At 68.4% G+C, this 25,807-nt stretch carries 24 protein-coding genes; 15 read left to right on the plus strand and 9 right to left on the minus strand.

The window, feature by feature from the left end:
• The first annotated feature begins 9 nt into the window (after positions 1–9).
• Positions 10–477, plus strand: a complete 468-nt coding sequence (locus tag FHX33_RS13825; RefSeq protein WP_039924131.1) for a hypothetical protein — start codon at positions 10–12, stop codon at positions 475–477.
• A 1,684-nt stretch (positions 478–2,161) separates the two neighbouring features.
• Positions 2,162–2,584 (plus strand): hypothetical protein, encoded by a 423-nt coding sequence (locus FHX33_RS13830; RefSeq protein WP_039924132.1) that lies wholly within the window; start codon positions 2,162–2,164, stop codon positions 2,582–2,584.
• A 419-nt stretch (positions 2,585–3,003) separates the two neighbouring features.
• Here FHX33_RS13830 and FHX33_RS13835 read toward each other — a convergent pair whose 3' ends face one another.
• A complete protein-coding gene (locus FHX33_RS13835) occupies positions 3,004–3,330 on the minus strand; it encodes a MerR family transcriptional regulator (RefSeq protein ID WP_039924134.1) in 327 nt (108 codons plus the stop codon).
• 100 nt (positions 3,331–3,430) lie between these two features.
• Here FHX33_RS13835 and FHX33_RS13840 point away from each other — a divergent pair, with 100 nt between their 5' ends.
• From FHX33_RS13840 to FHX33_RS13865, 6 genes are all read left to right on the plus strand, one after another.
• Positions 3,431–3,715, plus strand: a complete 285-nt coding sequence (locus FHX33_RS13840; RefSeq protein ID WP_039924135.1) for a hypothetical protein — start codon at positions 3,431–3,433, stop codon at positions 3,713–3,715.
• A gap of 74 nt (positions 3,716–3,789) precedes the next feature.
• Positions 3,790–4,218 (plus strand): Hsp20/alpha crystallin family protein, encoded by a 429-nt coding sequence (locus FHX33_RS13845; protein WP_021765466.1) that lies wholly within the window; start codon positions 3,790–3,792, stop codon positions 4,216–4,218.
• A 219-nt stretch (positions 4,219–4,437) separates the two neighbouring features.
• On the plus strand, positions 4,438–5,355 hold the full coding sequence (locus tag FHX33_RS13850; RefSeq protein WP_021765467.1) for a carbohydrate ABC transporter permease: 918 nt from the start codon (positions 4,438–4,440) through the stop codon (positions 5,353–5,355).
• Between the two features lie 3 nt (positions 5,356–5,358).
• Entirely contained in the window at positions 5,359–6,291 is a 933-nt protein-coding gene (locus tag FHX33_RS13855) for a carbohydrate ABC transporter permease (RefSeq protein ID WP_021765468.1), read from the plus strand.
• 41 nt (positions 6,292–6,332) lie between these two features.
• Positions 6,333–7,706: an ABC transporter substrate-binding protein gene (locus FHX33_RS13860; protein WP_021765469.1), complete on the plus strand. Its 1,374-nt coding sequence runs from the start codon at positions 6,333–6,335 to the stop codon at positions 7,704–7,706.
• Positions 7,707–7,786: 80 nt separating this feature from the next.
• Positions 7,787–9,526, plus strand: coding sequence for a glycoside hydrolase family 35 protein (locus FHX33_RS13865; RefSeq protein WP_183428634.1), 1,740 nt, complete (start codon positions 7,787–7,789; stop codon positions 9,524–9,526).
• A 21-nt stretch (positions 9,527–9,547) separates the two neighbouring features.
• Here FHX33_RS13865 and FHX33_RS13870 read toward each other — a convergent pair whose 3' ends face one another.
• The gene (locus FHX33_RS13870) at positions 9,548–11,500 is read right to left on the minus strand and encodes a beta-galactosidase (RefSeq protein WP_021762742.1); all 1,953 of its coding nucleotides are present in this window, start codon (positions 11,498–11,500) and stop codon (positions 9,548–9,550) included.
• Between the two features lie 65 nt (positions 11,501–11,565).
• Between FHX33_RS13870 and FHX33_RS22180 the strand changes: the two genes are divergently transcribed.
• Positions 11,566–12,402, plus strand: a complete 837-nt coding sequence (locus FHX33_RS22180; protein ID WP_051336948.1) for a MurR/RpiR family transcriptional regulator — start codon at positions 11,566–11,568, stop codon at positions 12,400–12,402.
• A 5-nt stretch (positions 12,403–12,407) separates the two neighbouring features.
• On the opposite strand, the gene FHX33_RS13880 is transcribed toward FHX33_RS22180, so the two are convergent.
• Positions 12,408–14,642: an FAD-dependent oxidoreductase gene (locus tag FHX33_RS13880; RefSeq protein ID WP_183428635.1), complete on the minus strand. Its 2,235-nt coding sequence runs from the start codon at positions 14,640–14,642 to the stop codon at positions 12,408–12,410.
• 133 nt (positions 14,643–14,775) lie between these two features.
• Between FHX33_RS13880 and FHX33_RS13885 the strand changes: the two genes are divergently transcribed.
• The gene (locus tag FHX33_RS13885; protein WP_039921977.1) at positions 14,776–16,284 is read left to right on the plus strand and encodes a glycoside hydrolase family protein; all 1,509 of its coding nucleotides are present in this window, start codon (positions 14,776–14,778) and stop codon (positions 16,282–16,284) included.
• A gap of 62 nt (positions 16,285–16,346) precedes the next feature.
• On the opposite strand, the gene FHX33_RS13890 is transcribed toward FHX33_RS13885, so the two are convergent.
• On the minus strand, positions 16,347–17,183 hold the full coding sequence (locus FHX33_RS13890; RefSeq protein ID WP_021762737.1) for an alpha/beta fold hydrolase: 837 nt from the start codon (positions 17,181–17,183) through the stop codon (positions 16,347–16,349).
• Positions 17,184–17,349: 166 nt separating this feature from the next.
• Entirely contained in the window at positions 17,350–18,288 is a 939-nt protein-coding gene (locus FHX33_RS13895; protein ID WP_021762736.1) for an NADP-dependent oxidoreductase, read from the minus strand.
• A gap of 113 nt (positions 18,289–18,401) precedes the next feature.
• On the opposite strand from FHX33_RS13895, the gene FHX33_RS13900 reads away from it, so the two are divergent.
• On the plus strand, positions 18,402–18,935 hold the full coding sequence (locus FHX33_RS13900; protein ID WP_021762735.1) for a MarR family winged helix-turn-helix transcriptional regulator: 534 nt from the start codon (positions 18,402–18,404) through the stop codon (positions 18,933–18,935).
• Positions 18,936–19,118: 183 nt separating this feature from the next.
• Here FHX33_RS13900 and mraY read toward each other — a convergent pair whose 3' ends face one another.
• Positions 19,119–20,225 carry a phospho-N-acetylmuramoyl-pentapeptide-transferase gene (mraY, locus tag FHX33_RS13905; protein WP_021762734.1) on the minus strand — a complete coding sequence of 369 codons (1,107 nt, stop codon included), beginning with the start codon at positions 20,223–20,225 and terminating at the stop codon, positions 19,119–19,121.
• Between the two features lie 103 nt (positions 20,226–20,328).
• The gene (locus FHX33_RS13910; protein WP_021762733.1) at positions 20,329–21,354 is read right to left on the minus strand and encodes an aldo/keto reductase; all 1,026 of its coding nucleotides are present in this window, start codon (positions 21,352–21,354) and stop codon (positions 20,329–20,331) included.
• Positions 21,355–21,523: 169 nt separating this feature from the next.
• Here FHX33_RS13910 and FHX33_RS13915 point away from each other — a divergent pair, with 169 nt between their 5' ends.
• Positions 21,524–22,102 (plus strand): TetR/AcrR family transcriptional regulator, encoded by a 579-nt coding sequence (locus tag FHX33_RS13915; protein ID WP_021762732.1) that lies wholly within the window; start codon positions 21,524–21,526, stop codon positions 22,100–22,102.
• Positions 22,103–22,113: 11 nt separating this feature from the next.
• Here FHX33_RS13915 and FHX33_RS13920 read toward each other — a convergent pair whose 3' ends face one another.
• A complete protein-coding gene (locus FHX33_RS13920) occupies positions 22,114–22,287 on the minus strand; it encodes a hypothetical protein (RefSeq protein WP_021762731.1) in 174 nt (57 codons plus the stop codon).
• A 167-nt stretch (positions 22,288–22,454) separates the two neighbouring features.
• Here FHX33_RS13920 and FHX33_RS13925 point away from each other — a divergent pair, with 167 nt between their 5' ends.
• Genes FHX33_RS13925 through FHX33_RS13935 form a run of 3 tightly spaced genes read left to right on the plus strand, consistent with a single transcriptional unit; the run spans position 22,455 to position 24,884 of the window.
• Positions 22,455–23,252, plus strand: a complete 798-nt coding sequence (locus FHX33_RS13925; protein WP_021762730.1) for a helix-turn-helix domain-containing protein — start codon at positions 22,455–22,457, stop codon at positions 23,250–23,252.
• A gap of 40 nt (positions 23,253–23,292) precedes the next feature.
• The gene (locus tag FHX33_RS13930) at positions 23,293–24,324 is read left to right on the plus strand and encodes a GlxA family transcriptional regulator (RefSeq protein ID WP_039921975.1); all 1,032 of its coding nucleotides are present in this window, start codon (positions 23,293–23,295) and stop codon (positions 24,322–24,324) included.
• Between the two features lie 17 nt (positions 24,325–24,341).
• Entirely contained in the window at positions 24,342–24,884 is a 543-nt protein-coding gene (locus FHX33_RS13935) for an MmyB family transcriptional regulator (protein ID WP_155829004.1), read from the plus strand.
• Here FHX33_RS13935 and FHX33_RS13940 read toward each other — a convergent pair.
• Positions 24,785–25,717 (minus strand): helix-turn-helix transcriptional regulator, encoded by a 933-nt coding sequence (locus tag FHX33_RS13940; protein ID WP_021762727.1) that lies wholly within the window; start codon positions 25,715–25,717, stop codon positions 24,785–24,787. The genes FHX33_RS13935 and FHX33_RS13940 overlap by 100 nt on opposite strands.
• Positions 25,718–25,807 lie beyond the last annotated feature (90 nt).

A 25,807-nucleotide genomic window follows, 5' to 3' on the forward strand; every position in this document is an offset into this window, starting at 1 on the left:
TCGCGGGCCGTGCGCATCGCAGCACTGTTGGCCGCGGTGAGTGTCGCCCTGTCCCTCTGCGGCTGTGCCGAGTCATTGCGAGGGAAAGCCCAGAAGCAACTCGAGTCAAGCGTTGCTGACGCGTCCAGAAGCCTCGGACAGGCTGCCGTGACTGCCGAAGATGCCATCGATCTTGTCCATCGAAGCCCGCTGATCGACTACAGCCGTTACAAAGCCAAGCCAGACTCCGTCAGTGTCTTTGCGACAGGCTGGTACGACGTCTACCAGGATGGCGACCACGTCGCGATATTCGTGCTCGCCCGCGGAAGCGCGAGCTCCGGCGGCGGATTGATGTACTCCGACCAGCTCGTCTTCCGCTGCGTCAAACTCGAGGTAGAACTCGGAACGAAATCGACGTCGGCACAGATGACGAGAATCGACTGTCCTGCGGACATCAGGAAACTCGCGCACATCACGAAAGAGACTCCGGAAATCTGAGGGCTCTGGGAACAGGTCAGGAGATGCAGAAACGCGCGGATGAAGAATGTGACTCGTGAGAATAGCCGCCTGAATGGGCTCATCCGGAGGGAGCGATTTTCGCTCGTCACGGATTGGCGACTCGTCATTCGTCTGCGCGAGAGTTGTCCCCCGTGGTGGCCGCGTCGACCGGCAGGGGATTATTTCTGAGACTCCAGGGGATTACCAGAACAGGCGCCCGCGCCACGACTGGGCTGTAGAGGACCTTAGATAGGCCCGCCAGAGAAGCCCCCGGAATCGCAGTGATCCCGGGGGTTTTGCGTACCACGCTCACGTAATTTCAGTACGACTCCACGAGTCGGCAGCCGCGGCGTCGCACGCCGCCGAGCGCGCTCTACCTCTCGCCGCTGAAATCACGAACGTGTGCCGTCCAGAGCCCACGATTCGTGGCTGCCCGCCCGAAGCACGACCTCGACGATGGTTCCAGCCGGCGAATTGGGAAGAATGTCTGAGTATGGATCGGCAGGACGCGGCGAGCCTAACCCTTGGCGTCTACAACTGGTACCTAGATGAAGACAAGTTTTCGACGAAGACCTACCACGTGCCTCTTTCAGGTTTCACGTACACGAATCAGATTTGGAAGAACATGCAGGGTCACTTCACGGCGCTCAATGCCCCCAAGCCTCGAACCACACCAAGGCGGTCGGACGGTACGAGCGGATCGGTGCGTGCAGGCACACCGTCCAGCACGGTTGCTCACAACACAAACTACGGTCGCAGACGTTTCTTCTAGCCAACGAGGGTTGGGGCGGATGCGCGATTGCAGTTCGTAATGAGTATCGGAGCAAAAAGTTGAACCTCATTTCGAGGCTACGCAGTACGCCCGTTGCGGTACGGGTGGCCAGCTTGCTTGTTAGTGCCCGCTTTGCGGTGTCCGTCGTGGCACTGCTCGTTGGTGTTGTAGTCCAGGGGGTGGCGGGTCCGTCCGACTTGAGAGACCCGCGGACCGGACATGTGCCTTCTGTCGCGGTGACCGTCGTCATTCTCATCGTCCAGATTGCTGGTGTGCTTATTTGGTTGTTGCTTCCGGTGATTCTCCTTGTTCCTGTGAGCCGGGGTTACCGCTGGGGTCGCTGGGTGCTCTCGGGCATAGCCGCCGTGAATCTCTTGTTTTCGCTGTCGAGTGTGCAGATAGCATTGGTGTGGATCCCGTCGACGATGTTGCTCGTGGGGGCCGCGCTACTATGGGCCCCGAGCTCGAGACGGTTTTTCGCCAACGCACCCGAATGAAGATGGCTCGATCGATTGCGGCGGTTGCGCGTCTGACAAGACCTCAAGGCCGTACAGGCCGATGCCCGTAGTTTCTCGCCGTAAACGCCGATCGCTGTAGGGTCCGGGCGCGCGTGCCTTGGCTGGCAAACAGGCGACCAAGTTCCTCGGCCCGGCGGCCTCGGGGGATTTTCTTCCGGGTGTCAGGGGATTCTCGAAATTCGTGCCCGCGCCACCGGTAGCCACGGCGTCGCACCCCGCCGAGCGCGCTGGACTGGAATCCACCAGCCGGCGAAGACTCTGGCGAGGACCTGATTCCAGAAGAGCTCGACGGATAGGCAAGAGAAAGAGGATCGGGATGAATGAAGGGCCGGTGCAGCCGCCCTCTGTCTTCGCCTATCGAATGACCGTGGGCCCAAGCTCCAGTCGCGCACGCATGATCGCGCTCTACGCTTTCGAGTTCCGGTCGCGGCCTCGATGGATTGCGGCCGGCGTGTTGGCCTGTCTGATGCTTGTGGCTGCGGTTGTGATGCTGATCGCGGGAGGCCCGCTCGCGTGGCAGTGGTGCCTCCTCTGGATCGGAGGATGCTTGTGGTCGCTGGTGCCTTTCGGAATTCAGATGATGCGCAATATCCGTGCGGCGGGCCGCAGAGATCGGGTGGGTGACATCCTGGAGAGCGCCTTCGACGATCGCGCGATGTGGATTCGAAACGGTGAGCGTCTTACCCGGCTTCCGTTCGATGAATACTCTCTCTCTGGTCGTTCGAAGCGATTCGGGTATCTGGCTCCGAGCGAACGCGGAAGGATGGGCGTTGTTCTTCCCGTCGAGTTGTTCCCGCAATCTCCCGGGGTGAAGTGAACCGACGGTGTGTACTGGTACCCGAGCTTTCGTGTCGATGAACAGTACGTCTATTGGCCAGTGCCGGCGCGGACATGGTGGGCAGCAGCCCTCAGCTCGGTTGTGGTCTGAGACGTATCGCGCATGGGCTGCAGCTTGTGAAACACGCTCCGGCTGACAAGCCTGGCCGCCCGAGCAGCGAAGGGTCCCGGCGCGTGCTTTGGTCTGCGAACAGGCGACCATATTCCGTGGCCCGGCGCCCTGAGGGGATCTTCTTCCGGGGCTCAGGGGATCTCGAAATCCGTCCCCGCGCCAGCGCTGGTATCTGGGGCACCTTAGATAGGCCCGCGAGAGGAACCCCGCGGAATCGCAGCGAGCCCGGGGGTTTTCGTCGTTTCGGCCCGGGGGCCGGGCCCCTCTGGAGCCGGCGACTCCCGGGCTCAGGCGAACCCGGGATCGTCCATCCGAGCGTCGTCGGCGGCCTTGCCCCGCGCCTCCGCCAGATCCCGCCGCAGCGCCTCGTTCTGGTCCTCCAGATCGATCACCCGGCCGATGCCGGACAGGTGCAGCCCGTCGGCCTGGAGGTCGGCGATGCGGCGCATCCGTTCGACGTCGTCGGCGCTGTAGCGGCGTGTGCCGCCTGCCGTGCGGGCGGGGGTGAGCAGCCCCTTCTGCTCGTACAGGCGGAGCGTCGCCGGCGCCAGGCCGAGGAGTTCGGCGGCGATGGCCATGCTGTAGACCGGGCGAGCCGCGGGCGGTGTGTTCATCGCAGAAAGTCTGCAGAACAGGGTTGCATCCTGTCAATCATTGATGTAGAAAATCTGTATCAACTGATCCATATCTTGTCAGAGATGGAGGTGATGAGCCGTGACCGTGGCGGACAGTGTTGATCAGGTGTCGGCCGAGTTCGCCGACATCGTCTGCTCCGATCCGGAGTGGGTCGCTGCCGAGTTCGAGCAGATCGTCTCCGGCCTGTGGGACGAAGCGGCCCCCGCGTGCACCGCAGCATCCGGGTCCCATTCGGTGAGGGGACCGGCGAGCGGTGCTGCGCGTCGAGGCGACGGGGCATCGCGAACCCTGTGGTCGGCCGAGGTGCGCGCAACCACCCGCTCCCCACCGCGCCGGGCACGCCAGCTCGTCTGGCTCGTCTGACCCGGAAAGCAGCACAGCAGTAAGCAGTTCTGGCGGCCCGGAGTGCCGCCACCGATCGGAAGGAGAATCTCACCATGTCGATGTCATTCGATCCTTTCAGCCAGCTGGACCGCATCGCCCAGAGCGTGTTCGACACCAGCCGGCAGCCGCGCCTGATGCCGGTGGACCTGTTCCGCGAGGGTGATCGGTACGTGCTGAACGCCGACCTCCCCGGCGTCGACCCGGGCTCGGTCGATATCGATGTCGACGGCCACCTGTTGACCATCCGCGCCCAGCGCTCCGCCGGCAACCGGGAGAACTTCCGGTGGCTCGCCCAGGAGCGCCCGTTCGGCTCCTACATGCGGCAGTTCACCATCGGTGACGACGTGGATGCGGAGGCCATCAGCGCCAGCTACGACAACGGCGTGCTCAGCGTCGTCATCCCGATCGCGGAGCGCGCCAAGCCGCGCAAGATCCAGGTCGAGTCCGCGGCCGAGAACGGCCGGAAGGCCGTGGCCGCCTGACCGTCGCGCGGAGCGCTTCTCGACAGAAACGACGGCGCACCCGGGGCATCCCGGGTGCGCCGTTCGCTGTGCAGTCGAAGGGATCACACGCTTGCAAATAAGTATCAATTAAGTCACGCAAACTCCCAGCTTGTGCAAATCATTTGACAAGCGTCGGCGTCGCATGCGAATCTCTACTCCAGCAGCACGGCCCCCACGGCCCGCACGGATAGGACTCCCATGACGACGATGTCGAGCACGACACCGGTGACGGCGCGGCAGACGCGCCGCCGCCGTCCGCGCCGCTCCCTGATCGGCTGGGCCTTCGTCGCACCGTTCACGATCGCGTTCGCCTTCGTGCTCATCGCGCCGCTCGGTTACACGGTCTACCTCAGCCTCTTCCAGCACCGGCTCATCGGGGGCAACACATTCGTCGGCCTGACGAACTACGTCGAGCAGCTCACCAGCCCCGACTTCTGGGATGCGCTCCTGCGGGTGTGCCTCTACCTCGTCGTGTTCGTCCCCGTCATGCTCGGGCTCGCCCTCCTGACCGCGCTGGCCCTGGACTCGGCCCGGCTGCACGCCCCGCGGCTGTTCCGCCTCACGATCTTCCTGCCGCACGCGGTGCCCGGCGTGGTGGCCGCCCTGCTCTGGGGATACATGTACGGCACGCACTTCGGTCTCGTCGGCAACATCGACGACTTCCTCGGGATCACCCTCCCTGACCCGCTGTCGGGCAACCTCGTGCTGCTCTCGATCGGCAACATCATGGTGTGGCTGACGATGGGCTACAACATGCTCGTCTTCTACTCGGCGCTCCGCGTCGTGCCGACGGAGCTGTACGAGGCCGCCGACATCGACGGCGCGGGCCCGTGGCGCGTGATCGCGGCGATCAAGCTGCCGGCGATCCGTCCGGCGCTCGTGGTGACGGTGATGTTCTCGACCATCGCGGCATTCCAGCTCTTCAACGAGCCGAACATCCTCAAGGCTCTGGCGCCCAACGCGATCAGCTCGCACTTCACGCCGAACATGTACGCCTACAACCTCTCCTTCGCCGGCCAGCAGTTCAACTCGGCCGCCACCGTGGCGATCGTCATGGGTGTCATCACGATGATCGTCGCCTACGCGATCCAGCGCGTCGGAAACCGAAAGGGCTGAACCATGGCCATCGCCACTCTCCAGCGGCCGTCCGGCACCGAGCCCCGCACCGCCGACGACGGACGCCCGGCCCCGCGCCGGCGCGGCGGGATCAAGCCGCGCAAATCCTGGCTGCTCACCGCCCTCATGTCGGTGCTCTTCGCGTACAGCATGCTCCCGCTGTTCTGGCTCGTCGTCAGCTCCACCAAGACCCAGGGCGCCCTCGCCTCGAGCTTCGGCCTCTGGTTCTCCGGGCCGTTCGCGTTCTGGGACAACGTGGTCCAGGTGTTCACCTACCAGGACGGCACCTTCGGCCGGTGGGTGCTCAACACCATCCTCTACACCGTGGTCGGCGCGATCGGCTCGACGTTCCTCGCCACGCTCGGCGGCTACGGGCTGGCGAAGTTCGACTTCCCCGGCAAGCGCGTGCTGTTCGCGGTCATCATCGGAGCCGTGGCCGTCCCCGGCTCGGCGCTCGCCGTCCCGACCTTCCTGCTGTTCAGCCAGCTCGGCCTCACCAACACCCCGTGGGCGGTGTTCATCCCGTCGCTGGTCTCGTCGTTCGGGCTGTTCCTGATGTGGAGTTATTCGCGCGAAGCGGTGCCCAACGAACTCCTCGAGGCGGCACGGATGGACGGAGCGGGGGAGTTCCGGACCTTCTTCACGATCTCGTCCCGGCTCCTCGCCCCCGGTGTCGTCTCGGTGCTGCTGCTCGATGTCGTCGGCACCTGGAACAACTACTTCCTGCCCCTGATCATGCTGAGCGACCCGAAGTGGTACCCGCTGACCGTCGGCCTCAACCAGTGGAGCGAGCAGGCCAACACGGCCGGTGGTGAGACGGTCTTCAACCTCGTGATCACCGGCTCCCTGCTCACCATCGTCCCCCTCATCATCGCCTTCCTCTTCCTGCAGCGGTTCTGGCAGTCCGGCCTCGCCGCCGGAAGCGTGAAGGCGTGACACGTCCGGTTCCCCGGCAACCAAGAAAGGTGCACACCCGAATGATCAACCACAGCCGCTGGCGACTCGGTGCGAAGAAGCTCGTCGTCGCCGCCTCCGTGGGTCTCGCCGTCACAGCGGGTCTCGCAGGATGCTCCGGCGCCTCCTCCTCCGCCGGCGACACCCCCTCGGCGAGCGTCACCCAGGCGCAGATCGACGCCGCGATGAAGAAGAAGACGACGATCACCATCTGGACCTGGGCCACCACCCTGGGCGGAATCGTCGACGCGTTCGAGAAGAAGTACCCGGACATCACGGTGAACGTGGTGAACGTGGGCACGGGCGCCGCGCATTACCAGAAGCTCGAGAACGCGATCAAGGCCGGCTCCGGCGCCCCCGATCTCGCGACCGTCGAGTACCAGACCATCCCGCAGTTCGCGCTCGAGGGAAGCCTGGTCGACCTGAACACCTTCGGCTACGGGAAGTACAAGGACCTCTTCACGCCGGCCATCTGGAATTCGACCAACGTCAACGGCGGACTCTACGAGCTCCCGCACAACGCCGGCCCGACCGCGATGTTCTACAACAAGTCCGTCTTCGACAAGTACGGTCTCGACGCGCCGACGACGTGGGCGGAGTACGCGGCCGACGCGAAGACGATCCACGAGGCCGACCCGACCGCGTACATCGCCGCCGACACCGGAGACGCGGGGATGGTCTCCAGCATGCTGTGGCAGGCGGGCGCCAAGCCCTTCCAGGTCTCGGGAACGTCCGACGTCTCGATCGACTTCTCCGGCGCCGACGAGAAGAAGTTCACCGACTTCTATCAGCCGCTTCTGGACGACAAGCTCCTCATGCCGGCCTCCGGCTTCAGCAACGACTGGTACCAGGGCCTCGCCAACGGCAAGATCGCGACCGTCGTCAGTGGAGCGTGGATGGCCGGGTCGCTCAAGTCCAGCGTGCCGACCGGTGCGGGCCAGTGGCGCGTCGCACCGATGCCGCAGTACGAAGCGGGCAAGACCGCCAGCGCCATGAACGGCGGCGGCGGGTACGCGATGCTCAAGCAGAGCCCGAAGCAGCGTCAGCTGGTCGCGGCCGAGTTCCTGAAGTTCATGGAGACGGACAGCCAGGCCATCCAGCTCTCCATCGCGGCCGGGCAGTTCCCGGCGACGGTCAAGGAGCAGAACTCCAGCGAGTTCCTCGAGGCGAAGAACGACTACTTCGGTGGCCAGCAGATCAACAAGATCTTCTCCCAGTCGGCCGCGGACGCCCTCAAGGGCTGGCAGTACCTGCCCTACCAGTCGTACGCGAACTCCGTGTTCAGCGACACCGCCGGGCAGGCCTGGGTCGGCAAGACGACCCTGCAGGACGGGCTGAAGGCCTGGGGCGACAAGCTCGTCACCTACGGCAAGCAGCAGGGCTTCACCGTCAAGTAGAGAACGCGGAGCGGCCGGTGCGGGGGAGCATCGGCCGCTCCTCTGCGTCGCCGTGCCGCATCCCAGCCTCCAGGAGTGTCATGTCCACCTTCACGATCGGCGAGCGCGACTTCCTGCTCGACGGCCAGCCCTTCCGCATCCTCTCGGGCGCCCTGCACTACTTCCGGGTGCACCCGGAGCAGTGGGAGGACCGCATCCTCGCGGCCAAGGAGATGGGCCTCAACACCATCGAGACCTACGTGGCGTGGAACGAGCACGAACCCGAACGGGGCTCGTTCCGCAGCGACGGCGCACTCGATCTCGGGCGCTTCCTCGACCTCGTCGCCGAGGCCGGAATGCACGCCATCGTCCGTCCCGGGCCGTTCATCTGCGCCGAGTGGGACAACGGCGGGCTCCCCGGCTGGCTGACGCGCGAATGCGGCAGCCGCATCCGCTGCTCCGACCCCCGCTATCTGCGCGCCGTTGGCGAGTACTTCGCGCGGGTGCTCCCGATCGTCGTCCCGCGCCAGGTGGATCGCGGCGGCCCGGTCATCCTGCTGCAGGTCGAGAACGAGTACGGCGCATACGGGGCGGACAAGGAGTACCTGGCCACCCTCGTGAGCTGGATGCGGGCCGGCGGCATCACCGTCCCGCTGACGACGGTCGACCAGCCGGAGGACAGGATGCTCGAGGACGGGCGCATCGACGGCGCCCACCTCACGGCGTCGTTCGGATCGAACGGGATCGAGCGCCTCGGCCGGCTGCGGAGGCACCAACCCGACGGGCCGCTGATGTGCGCGGAGTTCTGGGACGGCTGGTTCGACCGCTGGGGCGGCCGCCACAACACGACCGATGCGACGGCCGCGGCCCGCGAGCTCGAGGAGATCCTCTCGACCGGCGCCTCGGTCAACATCTACATGTTCCACGGCGGCACCAACTTCGGCCTCACGAACGGCGCCAACCACAAGGGCTACTACGAGCCCACCACGACCTCGTACGACTACGACGCCCCGCTCAGCGAGGACGGCGTCGCGACGGCCAAGTACCGCGCATTCCGTGCCGTGCTCGGGAGGTACGTCCCGCTCCCGGAGCGGACCCGCCGCGATCCGGGGGAGGCGCCGGCGTTCTCCTCCCCGTTCGACGCTGCGTCCCGGCTCCTGTCGGTCGTGCCGCTCGCAACCGGTGGCGACCACCTGTCGGCGCCGAGCATGGACGAGCTCGGCGCGTATCGCGGGCTGGTGCTCTATCGGGCGGAGGCGGCCGCGGGCGTGCTCCGCGTCGGAGAGGTGCGCGACCGTGCCCAGGTGTTCGCGGATGGACGCCCGGTCGGTGTCCTCGAGCGGGAGCACAACGATGTCGCGATCGAACTGCCGGACGGCACCCGGCTGCTCGAGATCCTGGTGGAGGACCAGGGGCGGGTGAACTACGGGCCGCGGATCGGCGAGCCCAAGGGACTGATCGGACCCGTCACGCTGAACGGACGCGAGCTGCGGGGATGGTCCGTGGATCCGATCGACCTCGACCACCCAGACCGCTACCTGGAAGCCGGCCCCGACCATCGCACCGGTGTCGGCGGTCCCATCGTCGCCCGGTCGACGTTCCGCCTCGACGAACCGGCGGACCTGCACCTGGCCACCCGGGACCTGGGCAAGGGATTCGCTTGGGTCAACGGCTGGCCGCTCGGCCGCTTCTGGAGCCGCGGGCCGCAGCACTCCCTGTACGTGCCCGGCCCCGCGACGCGCGCAGGCGAGAACCAGCTCGTCGTGCTGGCGCTCGGCGGCGCCCTCCCGTCGCGCGTGACCTGGCTTGCCCGGCCGGATCGCGGTCCGCTGGAGGCGTGAGCGTCCGGCCGGGCGAGCCGGTCATCCCGCCGAGACGGCGAGCACGCCGTACGGCGCGAGCAGCGGCCGCTCGACGGCGTCGCCTGTGAGCCGATCGATGCCGGCGACGTCGACCCGCACGGCGACCGGGCCGTGGTTCACCACGAACGTCAGACCGCCCCGGCGCACGACTTCGACGCCGTCCGGGGACTCGCGCAGCTCGACGTCCGCGTCGGCGAGCACCGACGTCAGCGCCGCACGGATCCCAGCGTCGTCCGGGTCTGCCGCCAGGTACCACGCCGATCCGTCGCCGACCGCCGAGCGGGTGAAGGCGGGGCCGCCGTCTGCAAGGCCGCCGTCGAAGCGGGCGAGGACGTCTGCGTCGCGCGCGTGAACGACCTCCGACCACTGGCCCGTGGGACCGTCGATCGCGCCTGTCAGCCGGACGGGATCGGCGGGACCGTGCGGCGCGTACTCCTCGACCCGGACGCCGAGGACGTCGGCCAGGCGCCCCAGATGTCCGCCGTCGGGCAGAGCCGCATCCTGATCGGTGACCCCGGCCGGAGCAGCGACCAGCAGGGTGCCGCCGTCGCGAACATATGCGCCGAGCCGGTCCGCATCCTGCTCGCCGATGACGAAAAGGGCGGGAGCGATCACGACCCGGTAGGCGGAGAGGTCGCCGTCGCGGGCCACGAAGTCCGTGCCGACGCCCAGGTCGAGGAGAGCGTGGTGCCAGGTTGCAATGACCTGCGCGTAATCGATGCGGGCGGGCGTCGCCCGCTGCTCGATGCTCCACCACGAGTCCCAGTCGACGATGACCGCGACCTCCGGCCGTTCGACCAGGGTCCCGGCGAGATCGCCGAGCCGGCGCAGCTCGTCGCCGAGCCCGCACACCTCGCGCCAGATCCGCGTGTCGGTGCCGGCGTGCGGCACCATCGCGGAGTGGAACTTCTCCCCGCCCCGGCGCGACTGCCGCCACTGGAAGAACATCACGCCGTCCGCGCCGCGCGCGATCGCCTGATACGACAGGGCGCGCATCTGCCCGGGCCGCTTCGGGGCGTTGAGGTCGCGCCAGTTGACCGCGCTGGTCGACTGCTCCATGAGCAACCAGGGACGGCCGTCGCCGAGCGACCGCATGAGGTCGCGCTGCAGGGCCGCGTCCTTCCATGAGCCGGGATCGGCCGGGTCCGGGTACGCGTCGTCGCTCACCACATCCACTTCGCTCGCCCAGGACCAGTAGTCGGCGGGCTTGAACAGGCCCATGAAGTTGGTGGTGATCGGGATGCCGGGCGTCGCCTCCCGCAGGACGGCCACCTCCGCCCGGTAGCCGTCGAGCAGTGCGTCCGAACCGAACCGGTCGAAGTCGAGCAGCTGCGCCGGGTTGCCGAAGGTGGGGGCGGCCCGTGGTGGGAGGATCTCGTCGAAGGACGCGTAGCGCTGCGACCAGAACGCGGTGCCCCAGCGGGCGTTCAGCTCGTCGATGGAGCCGTAGCGGCGCCGCAGCCACTCGCGGAAGGCCCGCGCCGTCTCGTCGCCGTAGTCGCGCGGGTTGTCGTTGCCGAACTCGTTGCCGACATGCCACGCCACCAGGGCGGGGTGCGAGCCGTAACGCTCGGCGAGGGCGCGGACCAGCCGGACGGCCAGGCGCCGGTAGGTCGCCGAGCTCGGATTGACGTGCTGCCGGCTGCCGGGGGAGAGGACGTGACCCCACTCGTCCACCAGCAGCGTGTCGGGATGGTTCAGCGACAGCCACTGCGGAGGCGTGGCGGTCGCGGTCGCGAGGTCGACGCCGATGCCGGCCGCGTGCAGGCGGTCCAGCACCCGGTCGAGCCACGCGAACTCGAAGCGCCCCTCCTCGGGCTCGAGGAAGGCCCACGAGAAGACGCCGACGGTCGCGACGGTGACGCCCGCCTCCACCATGAGGCGCATGTCCTCGTCCTGGGTCTCCTCCGGCCATTGCTCGGGGTTGTAATCGGCTCCGTACCAGAAGCGCATGTCTCGTCCTCTCGTGTAATTTATTTTCAGTAGGCGCTTCGCGCCGCTCAGTGAGGGAGGCCGTCGTGAGCACCGCAGCAGAGCCCAGCCCGCTCGAGCTCGTCAGGCACGCGCTGCCGACATTGTCCGGTGCGCGCAAGCGGGTCGCCGAGATCGTCCTGGCCGACCCGTTCGAAGCGGGCCGCAACTCCATCACGTGGCTGGCGTCGCAGGCCGACACGCAGCCCGCGACCGTCACGCGGCTCTCCGTCTCGCTCGGCTACTCCGGCTTCCCCGCCTTCCGTGCAGCGGTGGCGAACGAGACCGGGCGCGAGTCGCAGGCGGGATGGGCGAGCGACATCGGGCCGGACGTCACTCCCACGGACTCGCCCGAACAGGTCATGAACGTGCTCGCCGGGCACGAGTTCCGGGCGCTGCGCAACGCGCTGTCGAACGTGGACCTCGGGCTGCTCTCCGCGGCGGCCGACACGATCGCTGTCGCGAAGCGGGTCGAGATCTTCGGCGAGTGGGGCGACCGCCCTCCGGCCGACGAGCTGTCGATGCGGCTCATGCGCCTCGGGGTGCCCGTCTGGATGCACGAGGGCGCCTACGCCGCGAAGGTCGGCGCGAGCCTCCTCGACGCGAAGGGTGTCGCCATCGCGGTGTCGCGCAACGGCGACAGCGACATCGTGAAGTCGTTCCTGCAGGAGGCCTCGGCCCACGGAGCGACCACGATCGTCATCACCGGCGTCCCGGACGGGCTCGTCACGCGCGACGCCGACCTGGTGCTCTACACCGGCACCGGCGGCGGTCGCACCTGGACGGAGTACTTCGCGGGGCGGGCGAGCGACGACTTCGTCGGTGCCGTGCTCTGGATGCTGGTGGCCCAGCGCCTCAAGGCGTCGTTCGCGCTCCCCGCCTGACCCGGTCACCCGAAGACGCGGACGGCGACGACGCTCGCCCACGCGGAACCGTTGGTCGCCTCGACGACGACGCGGAGGGCGTCCGTGGTCATTCCGCCGAGCGGATGGACGCGACGACGGCGGCGATTGCCCTCCACCTCGACGATGGTCATCCACCCGTCGCCGGTCGCGGCCTCGATGCGGTAATCGCGCACGAGCTCGGGGATCACGGGGAACGGCGTGCGGTGGTGGTGGAGGTTCACGAGGTCCTCATCCACTTCGTCGTTGAACACCAGCTCGACGCTTCCCGCGACGACGGGGGCGTCCCAGCGCAGCTCGAGCCGCTCCTCCCGCTGCGGCTCGATGCGGTCGGACGACCACAGGTTGGGGCCGCCGAACGGTCGCGCGTAGCCGCCGGCGACCTGGCCGGCACCGTAGGCGTGCGTCGCGGGCGTCGCATCGAAGACGGGGGCGTGCCTGCGCAGCTCCGCCGCCGACCATGCGTTGGACTGCGGCCGGTGCAGGTCGGTCGCGGGCGTTCGGCTGAGCAGGCCGAGCACTCCGGACGGAGCAGGCTCCGGGTTCACGATCACCGAGAGTCCCCGAGCGCGCCGGACGACGACGACCACGTCCTCCGGCGCTGTCGGCGCGTAGCCGAAGTCGGCTTCGATCCGGGTGCGGCCCGGCTCGACCTGCAGGGTCCGCCGGTCGACGAACCGCACGGGGATGTGGTTCTCGCCGCCGTCGGTGCTCCAGAGTTCGACGACCACCTCGGTCGGCCCCTCCGCCTGCACCAGCAGGCCGACGCGGTCCAGCCTCGGATCCACGGGGAGGTGGAGGCCGAAGTCGTGCTCGTCGAGGGGGTACGAGGTGGCCGCAGGCGACGCGTCGACGCGCAGCTCGGTGAGGGTGCTCGACGCGGTGATGTCCGCGGTGAGCGCGAGATCGTCCGGCGACGTCCAGGGCACGCCGAGCATGGAGGCGTCGCTGCGCAGCAGCAACTGCTGCAGCTCGCCCATCCGCTCGGTCGCGACCTGCCGCGGAGTGATCCCGTTCCGTGCCGCGAGGGCCGCGCCGGCGCCCGCAGCCTCCCCCGTGACGGCGCAGGTCGCCATCACGCGGGTGGTGCCGAAGGCCACGTGGCTGGCGGAGATGTCGCGCCCGGCCATCAGCAGGTTCCGGGTGTTCCGGGAGTACAGCGAGCGGAAGGGGACGTGGTAGACGCCGGACGTGAACAGGTGCTTGGAGCCGTGGTCGGTGGAGTACATCCCTCCGGGCGGATGGAGGTCGATGGACCAGCCGCCGAAGCCGATCCGGTCGTCGAACCGCTCCTGGGCCATGATGTCGCGCTGGGTCAGCACGTGATCCCCCACGAACCGGCGGTACTCGCGCTTGCCCGGCACCGAACCCACCCATTCCAGCGTCAGCGTCTCGGCGTCGAAGAGCCCCGAGTTCTTGATGTGGTCCCAGATCCCGTAGACCACCGCCCACAGCTCGTCGCGGATGCGCTCGTTGTCGTTCACCGCGTCGAGCTCGCCGCCCCACTCGATCCACCAGTAGTCGCAGCCGTTGGCGCGGGTGTCGATCCGGCGGTGGACCAGGATGCTGGTCTCCGCGATGTCCTTCGTGATCGACGGCGGGACGTAGCGCACGGGCTCGCCGACGTCTTTGGTGTAGAAGAACAGGGTGCTGCCGAGCATGTTGTCGTCGGGGACCTCGGGCGCCCATTCCTCGCCGTAGACGCTCGCCGCCTCCCGGCCGGACGCGTACCACGCTCCGGCGAGCTCGCCGACGAGTCCGTCGCCGCTGGCGTCGATGAACGCCGCGCCGGTGAAGGTGAGACGTCGCTCGGAGCCCTGCTGCCACCCGGTGACGGCGGTGATCCGACGGTCGTCGTCGGGTCCGTCGGCGTCGACCTCCGTCACGTCGGTGTTGAGGAAGAGCCTGATGCCGGGCTCGGCGCGCACCGCATCCAGCACGACCTGGTCCCAGAAGTACGGGTTGCCTTCGGGATTGCGGTACTGGTTCTCCAGGAACAGCTCTCCCATGATCCCGGTCTCTCTGGCGTATTTCTGGGCGCCGTGCGCCGTGGCACCACAGACCCAGACCCGGATCTCGGAGCTCGAGTTGCCGCCGAGGACCGGGCGGTTGTTGATCAGCGCGACCGTCGCGCCTGCCCGAGCGGCGGCGATGGCGGCGGCGACACCGGCGAGCCCGCCTCCGATGACCGTGACGTCCGAAGTGACCGTCTGTTGCTGCATGGTCGCGCTACTCCTTCGTACCGCGGAGGTGTCGATGCTCCCGGTAAATTATTTGTCACTACGCTTGCACAGCTCGCGAGAATGCGCAAATAATGAGCACGCAACAGTTTCCATCAACGGAGAGGGAACCTCGGTGAAACTCAACAGACGTGCTCTGGCGACCACGGTCGCCGCAGTGGTGGCCGCAGTCGTCGCCTCGATCGGGATGGCGGCGCTGCCCGCCCAGGCGGCCGGCCCCACCCCATCCATCGCGAACGACACGGTGTGGAACGATGACGCCGGCAATCCGATCCGGGCTCAGGGAGGCAACGTCCTCCACGTCGGTTCGACGTACTACTGGGTCGGGGTCTCGTTCAAGGACGGCCCGAACAAGAACGTGAACCTGTACAGCTCCACCGACCTCACCACCTGGCACTTCGACAAGACCCTGCTGTCCCAGGGGGTGGGCGTGCCGGGCGACACGGCGGGCGACCTGACGCCCGGAAACTGGCTCGGCCGGCCCCAGCTCGCGCAGAACCCGAACGGCACCTGGGTGCTCGACTTCGAGGTCCCGCATCTCCGGGCCGACGGCGAGCAGCGCAACGCCATCGCGTTCGCCACCAGCCCGACCATCGACGGGACGTACACCTACCTCGGCGCCTCGCTCGTCGACGGGAACACGACCGGCGACCACTCCCTGTTCGTCGACGGTGCGAACGCCTACCTCGTGTACGTCGGTGACAACGGCAGCTTGGACAACTACTGGGAGAGCATCGCCCTGCTGAACCCGAGCTGGACGGCGGTGCAGTCGATCGTCTACAAGGACTACAACAACCCGGGCAACCACCACGAGGCGCCCGCGATCATCAAGATCGGCTCGACCTACCACTGGTTCGCCTCCGGGATGAACTGGTGGGCGGGCACGGCGACCGGTCACCGGACGAGCACGAACCTCACGAGCTGGACGCCGTGGGCGAACGTCGCGACGGTGCCCGCGTCGGGCAACTCGTTCAACACGCAGTTCGAGCAGATCATCCCCGTGATCGGATCGTCGGGGACCTCGTATCTGTACAACGGCGACCGCTACTCGGAGTTCTACAAGGGCCCCGGCGACACGACGGCGCCGGGCGGCATCGGCCGCAACGACTGGTATCCGCTGACCTTCTCCGGCGACACTCCCACCCTGATCGGTGCGACCGACGTGCACGTGAACGCCGCTGCCGGGACGCTCGACTACAACGCCGTGGCGAACGGCCGCTTCGATCAGGATGTCGCCGGCACCGCGATCCCGCAGTGGGCCACGAGCTACACGGCCGGGGCGACCAAGGTCGAGGACACGACCGGCACCTCGAATCGGCAGCTGACCCAGACCTTCGCGACGTCGTACAGTGCGTGGGCGGTCCAGCAGGTCACGCTGCCCGCAGGCACGTACACCTTCAGTGCCGACGTGAAGAGCAGCGGGGGTCAGTCGTCCGCCTACCTCGTGGTCAAGAACTACGGGGGAGCGGAACTGCATTCCGATCTGTCGACGGCGGTGCCGGGCTGGCAGACCCGGACGTTGACCTTCACGGTCAGCACGGGATCCGCGACGATCGGGATCTGGTCGGCGGGGTCCGGCGGTCAGTGGCTGAACGTCGACGACGTGTCGATCTGGCGCAACTGAGACGACGACGGCGCACCCGGGAACCCCCCCGGGTGCGCCGTCGCTGTTTCGAGCGGGCTCGGCTACTGCTGGATGAACGCCAGGATGTCGGGGTTGATGACGTCCGCGTGCGTGGTCAGCATCCCGTGCGGGTAGCCCTCGTAGATCTTGAGGGTGGCGTTCTGGAGGAGCTCGGCCTGCTTGACCGACGCATCCTTGTAGGGGACGACCTGGTCGTCGTCGCCCTGCGTGACCAGCACCGGGACGGTGATCGCCTTCAGGTCCTCGGTCTGGTCGGTCTCGGAGAACGCCTTGATGCCCTCGTAGTGGGCGAGCGCGCTGCCCGTCATGCCCTGGCGCCACCAGTTGGCGATGACCGGCTCCGACGGCGTGACGCCCGGGCGGTTGAACCCGTAGAACGGGCCGGCGGCGACGGCCTGGAAGAACTCGGCGCGGTTGGCGGCCAGCGCCTCCCGGAAACCGTCGAACACCGAGATCGGGGTCCCCTCGGGGTTGGCGTCGGTCTGCACCATCAGCGGGGGCACGGACGAGACCAGCACGGCCTTGGCGACGCGTCCCTGGGGCTCCCCGTACTTCGCGACGTAACGCGCGACCTGGCCGCCGCCGGTCGAGTGCCCGATGTGGATGGCGTTGCGCAGGTCGAGGTGCTCGACGACGGCCGAGGCGTCGCTGGCGTAGTGGTCCATGTCGTGCCCGGTGCCGATCTGGGACGACCGGCCGTGGCCGCGGCGGTCGCTCGCGATCACCCGGTAGCCCTTGCCGAGGAAGTACAGCATCTGGGCATCCCAGTCGTCGGACGACAGCGGCCAGCCGTGGTGGAACATGATGGGCTGCGCGTCCGGGCTGCCCCAGTCCTTGTAGTAGATTTCTGCGCCATCGTCTGTGGTCACAAACGCCATGATCAACCTCCAGGTCGTGTCGAGCCGATCGGTGCGGTTCGACGGTGGGACGTTCTCTGCTGATTTCGGAGAGCGCGTTCACGGTAACCTCCGACGCCGCCTCCGTAGTCCTACTTTTGTCCAGAACGTCCTGGGCAGGAAGGGGTGACGCGTTCGGCTGCGACCGTCACGCGTTGTCCGGCACGACCACGACCTTCCCGCGCAGCGTCCCCGCCGCGGACTGCTCGTGGATGGAGGCCAGCTCGCCGAACGGGACGCGCCGCGCGATCTCGATGTGGAGGTCGCCGCTGTCCACCAGTGATGCGAGCTCGGCGAGCTGCTGCGCGTCGCTGCGGACGAAGACGACCGTGCTGCGGACGCCGCGGGCCTCGTCGCTCGGGGCGGGCATCCACGCGGTCGTGCTGACGACGATGCCGCCGTCGCGCACGAGGCCGACCAGCGCCTCGAACTCGGCCGGGTCGATCGGGGCGAGGTTGAGCAGCACATCCACCTGCTCGGTTACGGCGTCGAGCAGGGGCGTGGTCGTGTGGTCGACGACCTCGTCGGCGCCCGCAGCGGTGACGGATGCCCGGCTGCGGGGGCTGGCCGTCGCGATCACGTACGCGCCGGCCTTCGCGGCCAGCTCGACCGCGTACCCGCCGACGGTGCCGCCGGCGCCGACGATGAGGATGCGCTGACCCGACCGGAGGCTCCCCTCGTCGAAGAGCGCCTGCCAGGCGGTGAGGCCGACCGACGGGAGGGCGGCGGCATCGGTCAGCGGGATGCTCGAGGGAGCGGCGACGAGCACGTCCGCCGGGGCGACGACGAACTCGGCGGCTGCACCATCGGCCGTCATCGGGAGGAAGCCGATGACCGCATCGCCCACGGCGAAGCCGGTGACGTCGCTGCCGAGCGCGTCGATCGTGCCGGCGACGTCGTAGCCGGGGATGTGCGGCAGCGTCACCGGGATGGGGAGGCTGCCGGCGCGGATGCCGTTGTCGGCCGGGTTGAAGCCGGACGCGGCGACGCGGATGCGCACCTCACCGGAACCGGGGACGGGCTGCTCGACGTCCTCGATGGTGAGGACGCCCGGGGCGCCGAACTCGTGGAAACGCACTGCCTTCATGATCTTCTCCTTCTGCCGATCCGGGAGGCCGGATCCTCGTTTTGCTTCGATGTCGAAGCAACTGAGAGTGACGATAGCAGTGCTTCGATGTCGAAGCAAGTACAATCGGATGCATGACCGACGAATCCACCCCGCTCGAGCCTGCGCAGCTGCACGCGTACTTCGCGCTCATCGAGGTCAGCAGCCTCCTGCGCCACACGGTCGAGCAGCAGCTGCGGGATGCAGGCGGCCTGAGCTACGTGCAGTTCCAGCTCCTCGCGCGCCTCGGGGATTCACCCGGCGGCAGCCAGCGCATGACCGACCTGGCCGACGGCGTCGTCTACAGCCGCAGTGGGCTGACGCACCAGGCGGGGCTGCTCGAGAAGGCTGGCCTGGTCACCCGCGCTCCGTCCGTCGAGGACGAGCGGAGTGTGACGGTGACGATCACGGAGGGCGGACGCGCCGTGCTCGCCGCGGTGTTCCCCGGCCACATCGACGTGCTCCGGAGGATGTTCCTCGCACCCCTCACGGACGACGAGGTCGGCGTGCTCGCCGAGTCGCTCGGCAAGGTCCGTGACCACATGCGCACCACCCCGCCGCGATCGGCGGAGGCGCGGAGGCGCGGCGGTCGGGACTCGGGGGGAAGGGGAGCGCGGGCGGGTTCCTAGGCCGCGCCCGCGCTCTGTTCCGCTGGCGACCCGAACGCCGGCGGAAGCGGCCGAACGTCGCAACCCGCGACAGAGGACGGCCCGCGTCCACTCTGTGACACCGGAGGCCCGCGAGCGCGGTGGCGGGCGCAGAATCAGTAGCGACCGTGGTCGACTGCCGTAGTCACGGCCCGCTGCGGAGGGCTAGCCGAGCCACTCCAGGTAGAAGCCGCCGACGCCGACCGCCACGAGGATCCCGGCGACGATCCAGAGCCGCACGACGATCGTCACCTCGCGCCAGTTCATGAGCTCGAACGTGTGATGGATGGGCGTCATCAGGAAGAGCCGCTTGCCGTGCGTGGCCTTGAAGTAGGCCCGCTGGAGGATCACCGAGCCGGCCTCGATGACGAAGAGGCCGCCGATCAGGATGAGCAGGAGTTCCGTGTGCGTCTCGATGGCGAGGGCGCAGAGTGCGCCGCCGAGCCCGAGCGCGCCGGTGTCGCCCATGATGATCTTGGCCGGGTTGGTGTTCCACCAGAGGAAGCCGATGAGGGCGCCGCAGATCGCGGCGGCGACGATCGCCAGCGAGAGCGGGTCGGCCGTCGAGTAGCACTTCGCGACGTTGTCGGGATGGAGTGATCCGTTCGTGCAGGACTGCGTGAACTGCCAGAAGCCGATGAAGACGTAGGCGCCGATCGAGAGGATGGAGGCGCCGGTCGCGAGCCCGTCCAGCCCGTCGGCGAGATTCACGCCGTTGGTCGTCGCCGCGGCCAGCACGTTCACCCAGAGGACGTAGAGCACCAGCCCGACGATCGGCACCCCGGTCGCGATGCGGGCCAGGTCGAGCGCGGGGATGTCGCGGAGCGCGGAGATCGCGGTCGAGGCCGGGGTGACGCCCTCCGCGTTCGGGAGAGAGATCGCGAGCACGGCGAACAGGGTCCCGACGATGAGCTGGCCGGCGACCTTCGACCATCCGCCGAGACCGAGGCTGCGCTGGTTGCGCACCTTCAGATAGTCGTCGACGAACCCGACGCAGGCCATGCCGACGAACATCAGCAGGACGAGCAGCGACGAGGCGGTGATGCCCTCCCCGCCGTTCAGGAGGGCCGCAGCGAAGAACCCGAAGAGCGTCGCCAGGATGAAGACGATCCCGCCCATCGTCGGGGTGCCCCGCTTGACGTGATGCGTCTTCGGTCCGTCCTCCCGGATGAACTGACCGAGCTCGAGCTTTCTGAACAGGCGGATGAAGGCCGGAGTGAGCAGCAGCGAGAAAAGGAGCGCCAGACTGCCGGCCGTAAGAAGAGTCCCCACGGTATGTATCGTGGCAGATCGCCCGTGCCGAAGTTCACGACGTGGTCGCCATTCCGGGCGGAATGAGCGCCACGTCGTGAACTTCGGCGGAGGGTTCGGGGGCTTACGCGGCCGTGCGCTCCGCGACCGGGCGCCGGCGCAGCGCGGCGTCGCCGACCTCCGGCCCGCGGTAGACCATGTCCATCGCGCCGATGCTCTCGCCGGGCGGGACGATCGCGTCGATGCGGTCGAGGATTTCGTCCGACAGGGAGACGTCCACGCCCGCGAGGGTGTCCTCCAGCTGCTCCATGGTGCGCGGGCCGGCGATGGCGGAGGTGACGCCCGGGTGCGCGATGACGAACGCCATCGCGAGGTGGGTCAGCTTCACGCCGGTCTCATCGGAGAGCGCGACCAGCTCCTCCACGGCGGCGAGCCGGCGCTCGTCGCGGAAGTGGCGCATCCCGGTGCGGGTGGAGCGGAAGTTGTCGTTCTCCTGGCCCGCGCGGTAGCGGCCGGTCAGGGTGCCGCCGGCGAGCGGGCTGTAGACGAGCGTCCCCATCCCGTAGCGCTGGGCGACGGGGAGGATCTCGCGCTCGATCTCGCGGTCGAGGATGGAGTAGTTGGGCTGCTCGGTGCGGAACCGCTCGAAACCGCGGCGCTCCGACATCCACTGCGCCTCGACGATCTCCGAGCCGCGCATGGACGAGCTGCCGATCGCGCGGACCTTGCCCTGCCGCACGAGGTCGGTCAGTGCCGAGAGCGTCTCGTCGATGTCCGTGTCGGTGTCGGGGCGGTGCAACTGGTACAGGTCGATGTGGTCGGTCTGGAGGCGGCGCAGCGAACGCTCGACGGCCTCCATGATCCAGCGCCGGGAGGCCCCGCGGTGGTTGATGTCGTCGTCGACCGGGCCCCAGAACTTGGTGGCGAGCACGACATCGTCGCGGCGGCCCTTGAGTGCTTCGCCGACGACCTCCTCGGAGTCGCCGTAGCGGTCGGCGGTGTCGATGAAGTTGATACCGGCGTCGAGCGCGCGGTGGATGATGCGGATGCCGTCGGCGCGGTCGGGGTTGCCGAGCGACCCCAGCATCATGGCGCCGAGGGCGTAGGGGGTGACCTTGATGCCGGTGCGGCCGAGGGTTCGATACTGCATGCTGTCTGCTCCAGAACGGATCGGGATCGCGGCACCGGGAAGGTCGGGGTGTCGTATGATCGGTGAATCGGAACAATGCTCCGGTTGGAGGACCACTCTAACCGGAACAGCGTTCCGTTTACAAGACGACGATACCCGGGATGCGTCCCGCACGCCAGAGGGAGCCCGCATGACCGACTCCGCCGTCCGCCCCCGGCGGGCCGATGCACGGCAGAACGTCGCGTCCCTCGTGGAGGCGGCGAAAGCAGTCTTCGCCGAATCCGGCGTCGATGCACCGGTGCGCGCGATCGCCGAAAGGGCCGGCGTCGGGGTCGGGACGCTGTACCGGCACTTCCCGCTGCGCTCCGACCTGATCTCGGCGGTGTTCCGCCGCGAGATCGACGCGTGCGTCGAGGCGGCGCCCGAGATCGAGGCCGCGTACCCGCCGGGCGAGGCCCTGGATCGCTGGGTCATGCGGTACACACAGTTCGTGGCGACGAAGCTCGGTCTCGCCTCCGCCCTCCACTCGGGCGACCCCGCGTACGAACCGCTCGCAGAGTACTTCGCCACCCACCTCGCGCCGACGCTCGAGCGGCTGCTCGCGGCGGCGACCGCCTCCGGCGACGTCGTGCAGGAGGTCGACCCGTACGAATTGCTGGGCGCGGTCGCCAACCTGTGCCACGGGGGAGGCCCGGCGGGCACCGCGACCTCGCCGCGCGCGGAACGGATGGTGCGGCTGCTGCTCGCGGGGCTGCGGGCGGCCCAGTAGTCCTCGAGGGGCTAGTAGTCCTCGCGGCGCTCCGCGGCGACCCGGAGCTCGCTCTCGGCCCGCGCCCATTCCTCCAGCACGAGTGCGAGCTGGCGCTGCAGCCATTCGGCCTCGAGCTCCGCCTCGGCGGCGAGCTCGCTCAGCCGCTGCCGGCGCTCGTCGGCGGTTCCCGTCAGATCGTCCATGGTGTCCGTCCGCCTTTCCGTGTCGCTGCCGACGTTAGTCGCGGGCGGCGGGGAGGGGATAGGACGACTGTCGAATCACGGGGGCGGTGCATACGACTCGACCGCCGGTAGTATCCGAACGCAGGGTACTATTTCAAAATTGAAACACTTCCGGATGGGAGCTTCTCGTGGTCACGCGCGCGACAGTGCTGGGCGAGTACCTGCGCGCACGACGGGGGCTCGTCGCCCCGGAGGACGTCGGCATCCCCGTGGATCCTGGACGGAAAGTGACCGGTCTCAGGCGGAGTGAGGTCGCCGAGCTCGCCGGGGTCAGCGAGAACTACTACCTCCGGTTGGAGCAGGGCCGCGACCAGCGGCCGTCGGAGCAGGTGCTCGGCGCTCTGGCCCGCGCACTCCGGCTCGACCACTACGCCACCGAGTACGTCTTCCGGATCGCCTACGGCGAGCTCTCCGACCAGGACGCACCCGGCACCCCGGACGACAGCCTGCTCGAGCTCCTCAACCACTGGCGCCAGAACCCGGCGTACATCACGGACGGCAACCACGACATCGTCGCCTCCAACGCCCTGGCCGGAAAGGTCGGCCGCGGGTTCCTCGACGTCGGGCGGAACAACGTCGTCGCGTTCTTCAGCGACCACACGCAGGAGGTGGCCATCGAGTGGGAGGAGTCGGCTGCGCATCTCGTCGCCGCCCTCCGCTTCCACAGCGATCCGCTGAGCCCGCGACGGCAGCAGATCGTCGACGAGCTCTCGGCCACGAGCCCGGTCTTCGCTCGGCTCTGGCCGCGCCACGATGCCTGGCCGCTCGCCGACGGGATCGCCCGGCACGCGGTCGACGGCTTCGGCCTCGTCGACCTTCGCTACCAGAATCTCGCGATCCCCGGCCGACCCGGTCACGTGCTGACGACGATCTTCGCCGAGCCGAACACGCCGGGGGTGGCCGTCCTGGCCTATCTCGCGGTTTAATGGAATTTCGATTCCAGAATGACGATTCGAGAGGATCCCGATGGTCGCATCACCCGATGGGCGCCGGCGACCGCGAGTGGGCATCCTCGTCTTCGACGGGGTGAAGATGCTCGACTTCGTCGGGCCGGCCGAAGTCTTCCACGAGGCCTCCCAGCGGAGCGAGGGATACGACATCGTCCTCATCTCCGCATCGGGGGATGACATCACCTCGTCGATGGGGGTGCGCGTCGGCGTGCAGGCGTCGGTCGACGACGTCGGCGAGCTCGACACCCTGATCGTGCCGGGTTCCGAAGGGGCGCCCTCCGTCTTCACCGAGGAGGTGCTCGGCGCCGTGGCCGCTCTCGCCGGCCGCTCGCGCCGCGTCGCCTCCATCTGCACGGCCGCGTTCGCGCTCGCCGCGACCGGGCTCCTCGACGGCCGGACCACCACCACGCACTGGAAGTTCGCGCCGACGCTCCAGGTCGCCTTCCCGAAGGTGACCGTCGAGCCCGACGCGATCTTCGTCCACGACGGCCGGTTCCACAGCTCGGCCGGGGTGGCGGCCGGCATCGACCTCGCCCTGGCGCTCCTCGAACAGGACTACGGCGCCGACGTCGCGCGGAGCGTCGCGCAGCTCCTGCTGGTCTACATGAAGCGCTCCGGATCGCAGTCGCAGTTCTCGGCCTCCCTCAAGGGCCCGCCTGCCCGATCGCCCATCGCGCGTTCGGTCACCGAGTTCGTGCACGCGGACCCGACCCGGTCGTTCGCTGTGCGCGACCTCGCCTCCCACGTGAACATCAGCCCGCGCCACCTCACCCGGATCATGCGCGAGGAGCTCGACGCGACGCCGATCGAGTACGTCAGCGCGATCCGGCTCGACCTGGCCGTGAGCCATCTCGAGTCCGGCACGACCGTCGCCGAAGCGTCCGCCGCGACCGGCTACAGTTCCCCGGTCTCGTTCCGGCGGGCGTTCGTCGCGCGCTTCGGGATCACGCCGTCCGAGTACCAGCGCCGGTTCCAGACCAGCAGGTCGACCGTCGAGCCGTCGGCATCCGAAGGTGTGGATGCGGGGGTCACCTTCGGCCCGCGCTGACCACGTAGGTTCGAAGCATGAGCGCCAGGGAAGGCACCCCCGAGCAGAACGCCGGTCCGGATCGGCTCCTCGCGTTCCGCGACACCGTGCCGGCCATCCTCTACGACCGCCGGCTGCAGGTGCTCGACGCCACGCCGCTGGCCCGGGCGCTGTCCCCGGCCTTCGCGCCGGGAGTGAACCTGGCGCGATTCGCCTTCCTCTCGCCCGAGCGCAACGCGGAGCATCCGCGCTGGCGGGAGATGTCGGCCGTGGTCGCGGGGCTGCTGCGCGACTCCCTCGACCAGCACGACGAGGATCGCGCCTCGCAGCGGATCGTCGGCGAGCTGTCGGCCAAGTCGCGCGAGTTCTCCGAGATCTGGGCCGCTCCGGAGACGCTCCCGCGCACCTCGGGCTACATCGAGTTCGAGGGCACCGCCGTCGGCACCGTGCGGACGGACTACACCGTCCTGAACGTGCCCGACTACGAGGACAACGCCCTGATGGTGTTCGTCCCGGTCGACGAGGAGGCGCGGATCGCGGTCGCGCGGTTGTCATCGAGCGACGGTCGCGCCGCGAGGTAGGCGATCGCCTGGGCGGCCGCCGAGCCCGGCTCGCCGAAGAACGTCGTGATGAACTGACCGGCGGTCCGCGGGATCTCGAGCGTCTGCCAGCGGAAGTCGATCCAGCCGAGCGGCGGAACGAACGCGCGCTTCACCCCCGAGACGTGCGGTTTCGCGTCGTGCTCGGCCCAGATGGTGCGGAACAGGCGGTAGCGGGCCGACAGCGCGCCCACGATCTCCTGCAGCCGCGGGTCGTCGGGGTCGCCGTAGTAGCGCATGGAGGCCGTCAGCTCGCGGAGGGTCTGCTCCCACAGCTCGACGACCTCCAGCTCCTCCGCGGTCGGGTCGGAGAGCGTCGCGCTCAGTCGGGCGTAGCTCTCGAAGCCAGAGACGAGCATGTTGGTCCCCGGCACGAGGATCCCCGGCGCGATGCCGTCGATCAGGGCGTTGGCCGCGAGGATGTTCTGATTCGCGTCGGTGACGTACGCCGGGGTGTGGTCCCACTGCGCGAGCAGCTGGGCGACCCCGTCGCTGATCCGTCCGTCGTCGGGTGCCGGCCGGATGAAGGGGCGCGGGCGGGCGAGGCGCAGGAGGTACTGACGGCTGTCCTCGTCGAGCAGGAGGGCGCGGGCGAGGGCGGTGAGCACCTGCTCCGACGGGCGCCGGTCGCGACCCTGCTCGATGCGCAGGTAGTAGTCGGGACTCACGCCGGCCAGCTCGGCGACCTCTTCGCGGCGGAGGCCAGGGACCCGGCGGCCGGGCTGGACCACGATGCCGACCTGGTGCGGCTGGACCAGCTCGCGCCGGGCGCGCAGGTACTCGCCCAGTGGTGTGGTGCTTTTCGCGACGCTCATCCGTTCGTCCCTCGAGAGAATTCGGATACTGATCCCGAATCATTCTCGGCGGCCCGAGCGCTTGGGCATGAGAGCGGATCGGGCCAACTC

Origin of the sequence: Leifsonia aquatica (assembly GCF_014190775.1) — a bacterium.
Lineage (GTDB): Bacteria > Actinomycetota > Actinomycetes > Actinomycetales > Microbacteriaceae > Leifsonia > Leifsonia aquatica.

Bases quoted from the DNA above. Each gene is read 5' to 3' on its own strand.
- FHX33_RS13830 (WP_039924132.1), top strand. From the start codon at position 2,162: ATGATCGCGCTCTACGCTTTCGAGTTCCGGTCGCGGCCTCGATGGATT.
- FHX33_RS13835 (WP_039924134.1), bottom strand. From the start codon at position 3,330: ATGAACACACCGCCCGCGGCTCGCCCGGTCTACAGCATGGCCATCGCC.
- FHX33_RS13845 (WP_021765466.1), top strand. From the start codon at position 3,790: ATGTCGATGTCATTCGATCCTTTCAGCCAGCTGGACCGCATCGCCCAG.
- FHX33_RS13850 (WP_021765467.1), top strand. From the start codon at position 4,438: ATGACGACGATGTCGAGCACGACACCGGTGACGGCGCGGCAGACGCGC.
- FHX33_RS13855 (WP_021765468.1), top strand. From the start codon at position 5,359: ATGGCCATCGCCACTCTCCAGCGGCCGTCCGGCACCGAGCCCCGCACC.
- FHX33_RS13860 (WP_021765469.1), top strand. From the start codon at position 6,333: ATGATCAACCACAGCCGCTGGCGACTCGGTGCGAAGAAGCTCGTCGTC.
- FHX33_RS13865 (WP_183428634.1), top strand. From the start codon at position 7,787: ATGTCCACCTTCACGATCGGCGAGCGCGACTTCCTGCTCGACGGCCAG.
- FHX33_RS13870 (WP_021762742.1), bottom strand. From the start codon at position 11,500: ATGCGCTTCTGGTACGGAGCCGATTACAACCCCGAGCAATGGCCGGAG.
- FHX33_RS13880 (WP_183428635.1), bottom strand. From the start codon at position 14,642: ATGCAGCAACAGACGGTCACTTCGGACGTCACGGTCATCGGAGGCGGG.
- FHX33_RS13890 (WP_021762737.1), bottom strand. From the start codon at position 17,183: ATGGCGTTTGTGACCACAGACGATGGCGCAGAAATCTACTACAAGGAC.
- FHX33_RS13895 (WP_021762736.1), bottom strand. From the start codon at position 18,288: ATGAAGGCAGTGCGTTTCCACGAGTTCGGCGCCCCGGGCGTCCTCACC.
- FHX33_RS13900 (WP_021762735.1), top strand. From the start codon at position 18,402: ATGACCGACGAATCCACCCCGCTCGAGCCTGCGCAGCTGCACGCGTAC.
- FHX33_RS13910 (WP_021762733.1), bottom strand. From the start codon at position 21,354: ATGCAGTATCGAACCCTCGGCCGCACCGGCATCAAGGTCACCCCCTAC.
- FHX33_RS13915 (WP_021762732.1), top strand. From the start codon at position 21,524: ATGACCGACTCCGCCGTCCGCCCCCGGCGGGCCGATGCACGGCAGAAC.
- FHX33_RS13920 (WP_021762731.1), bottom strand. From the start codon at position 22,287: ATGGACGATCTGACGGGAACCGCCGACGAGCGCCGGCAGCGGCTGAGC.
- FHX33_RS13930 (WP_039921975.1), top strand. From the start codon at position 23,293: ATGGTCGCATCACCCGATGGGCGCCGGCGACCGCGAGTGGGCATCCTC.
- FHX33_RS13935 (WP_155829004.1), top strand. From the start codon at position 24,342: ATGAGCGCCAGGGAAGGCACCCCCGAGCAGAACGCCGGTCCGGATCGG.
- FHX33_RS13940 (WP_021762727.1), bottom strand. From the start codon at position 25,717: ATGAGCGTCGCGAAAAGCACCACACCACTGGGCGAGTACCTGCGCGCC.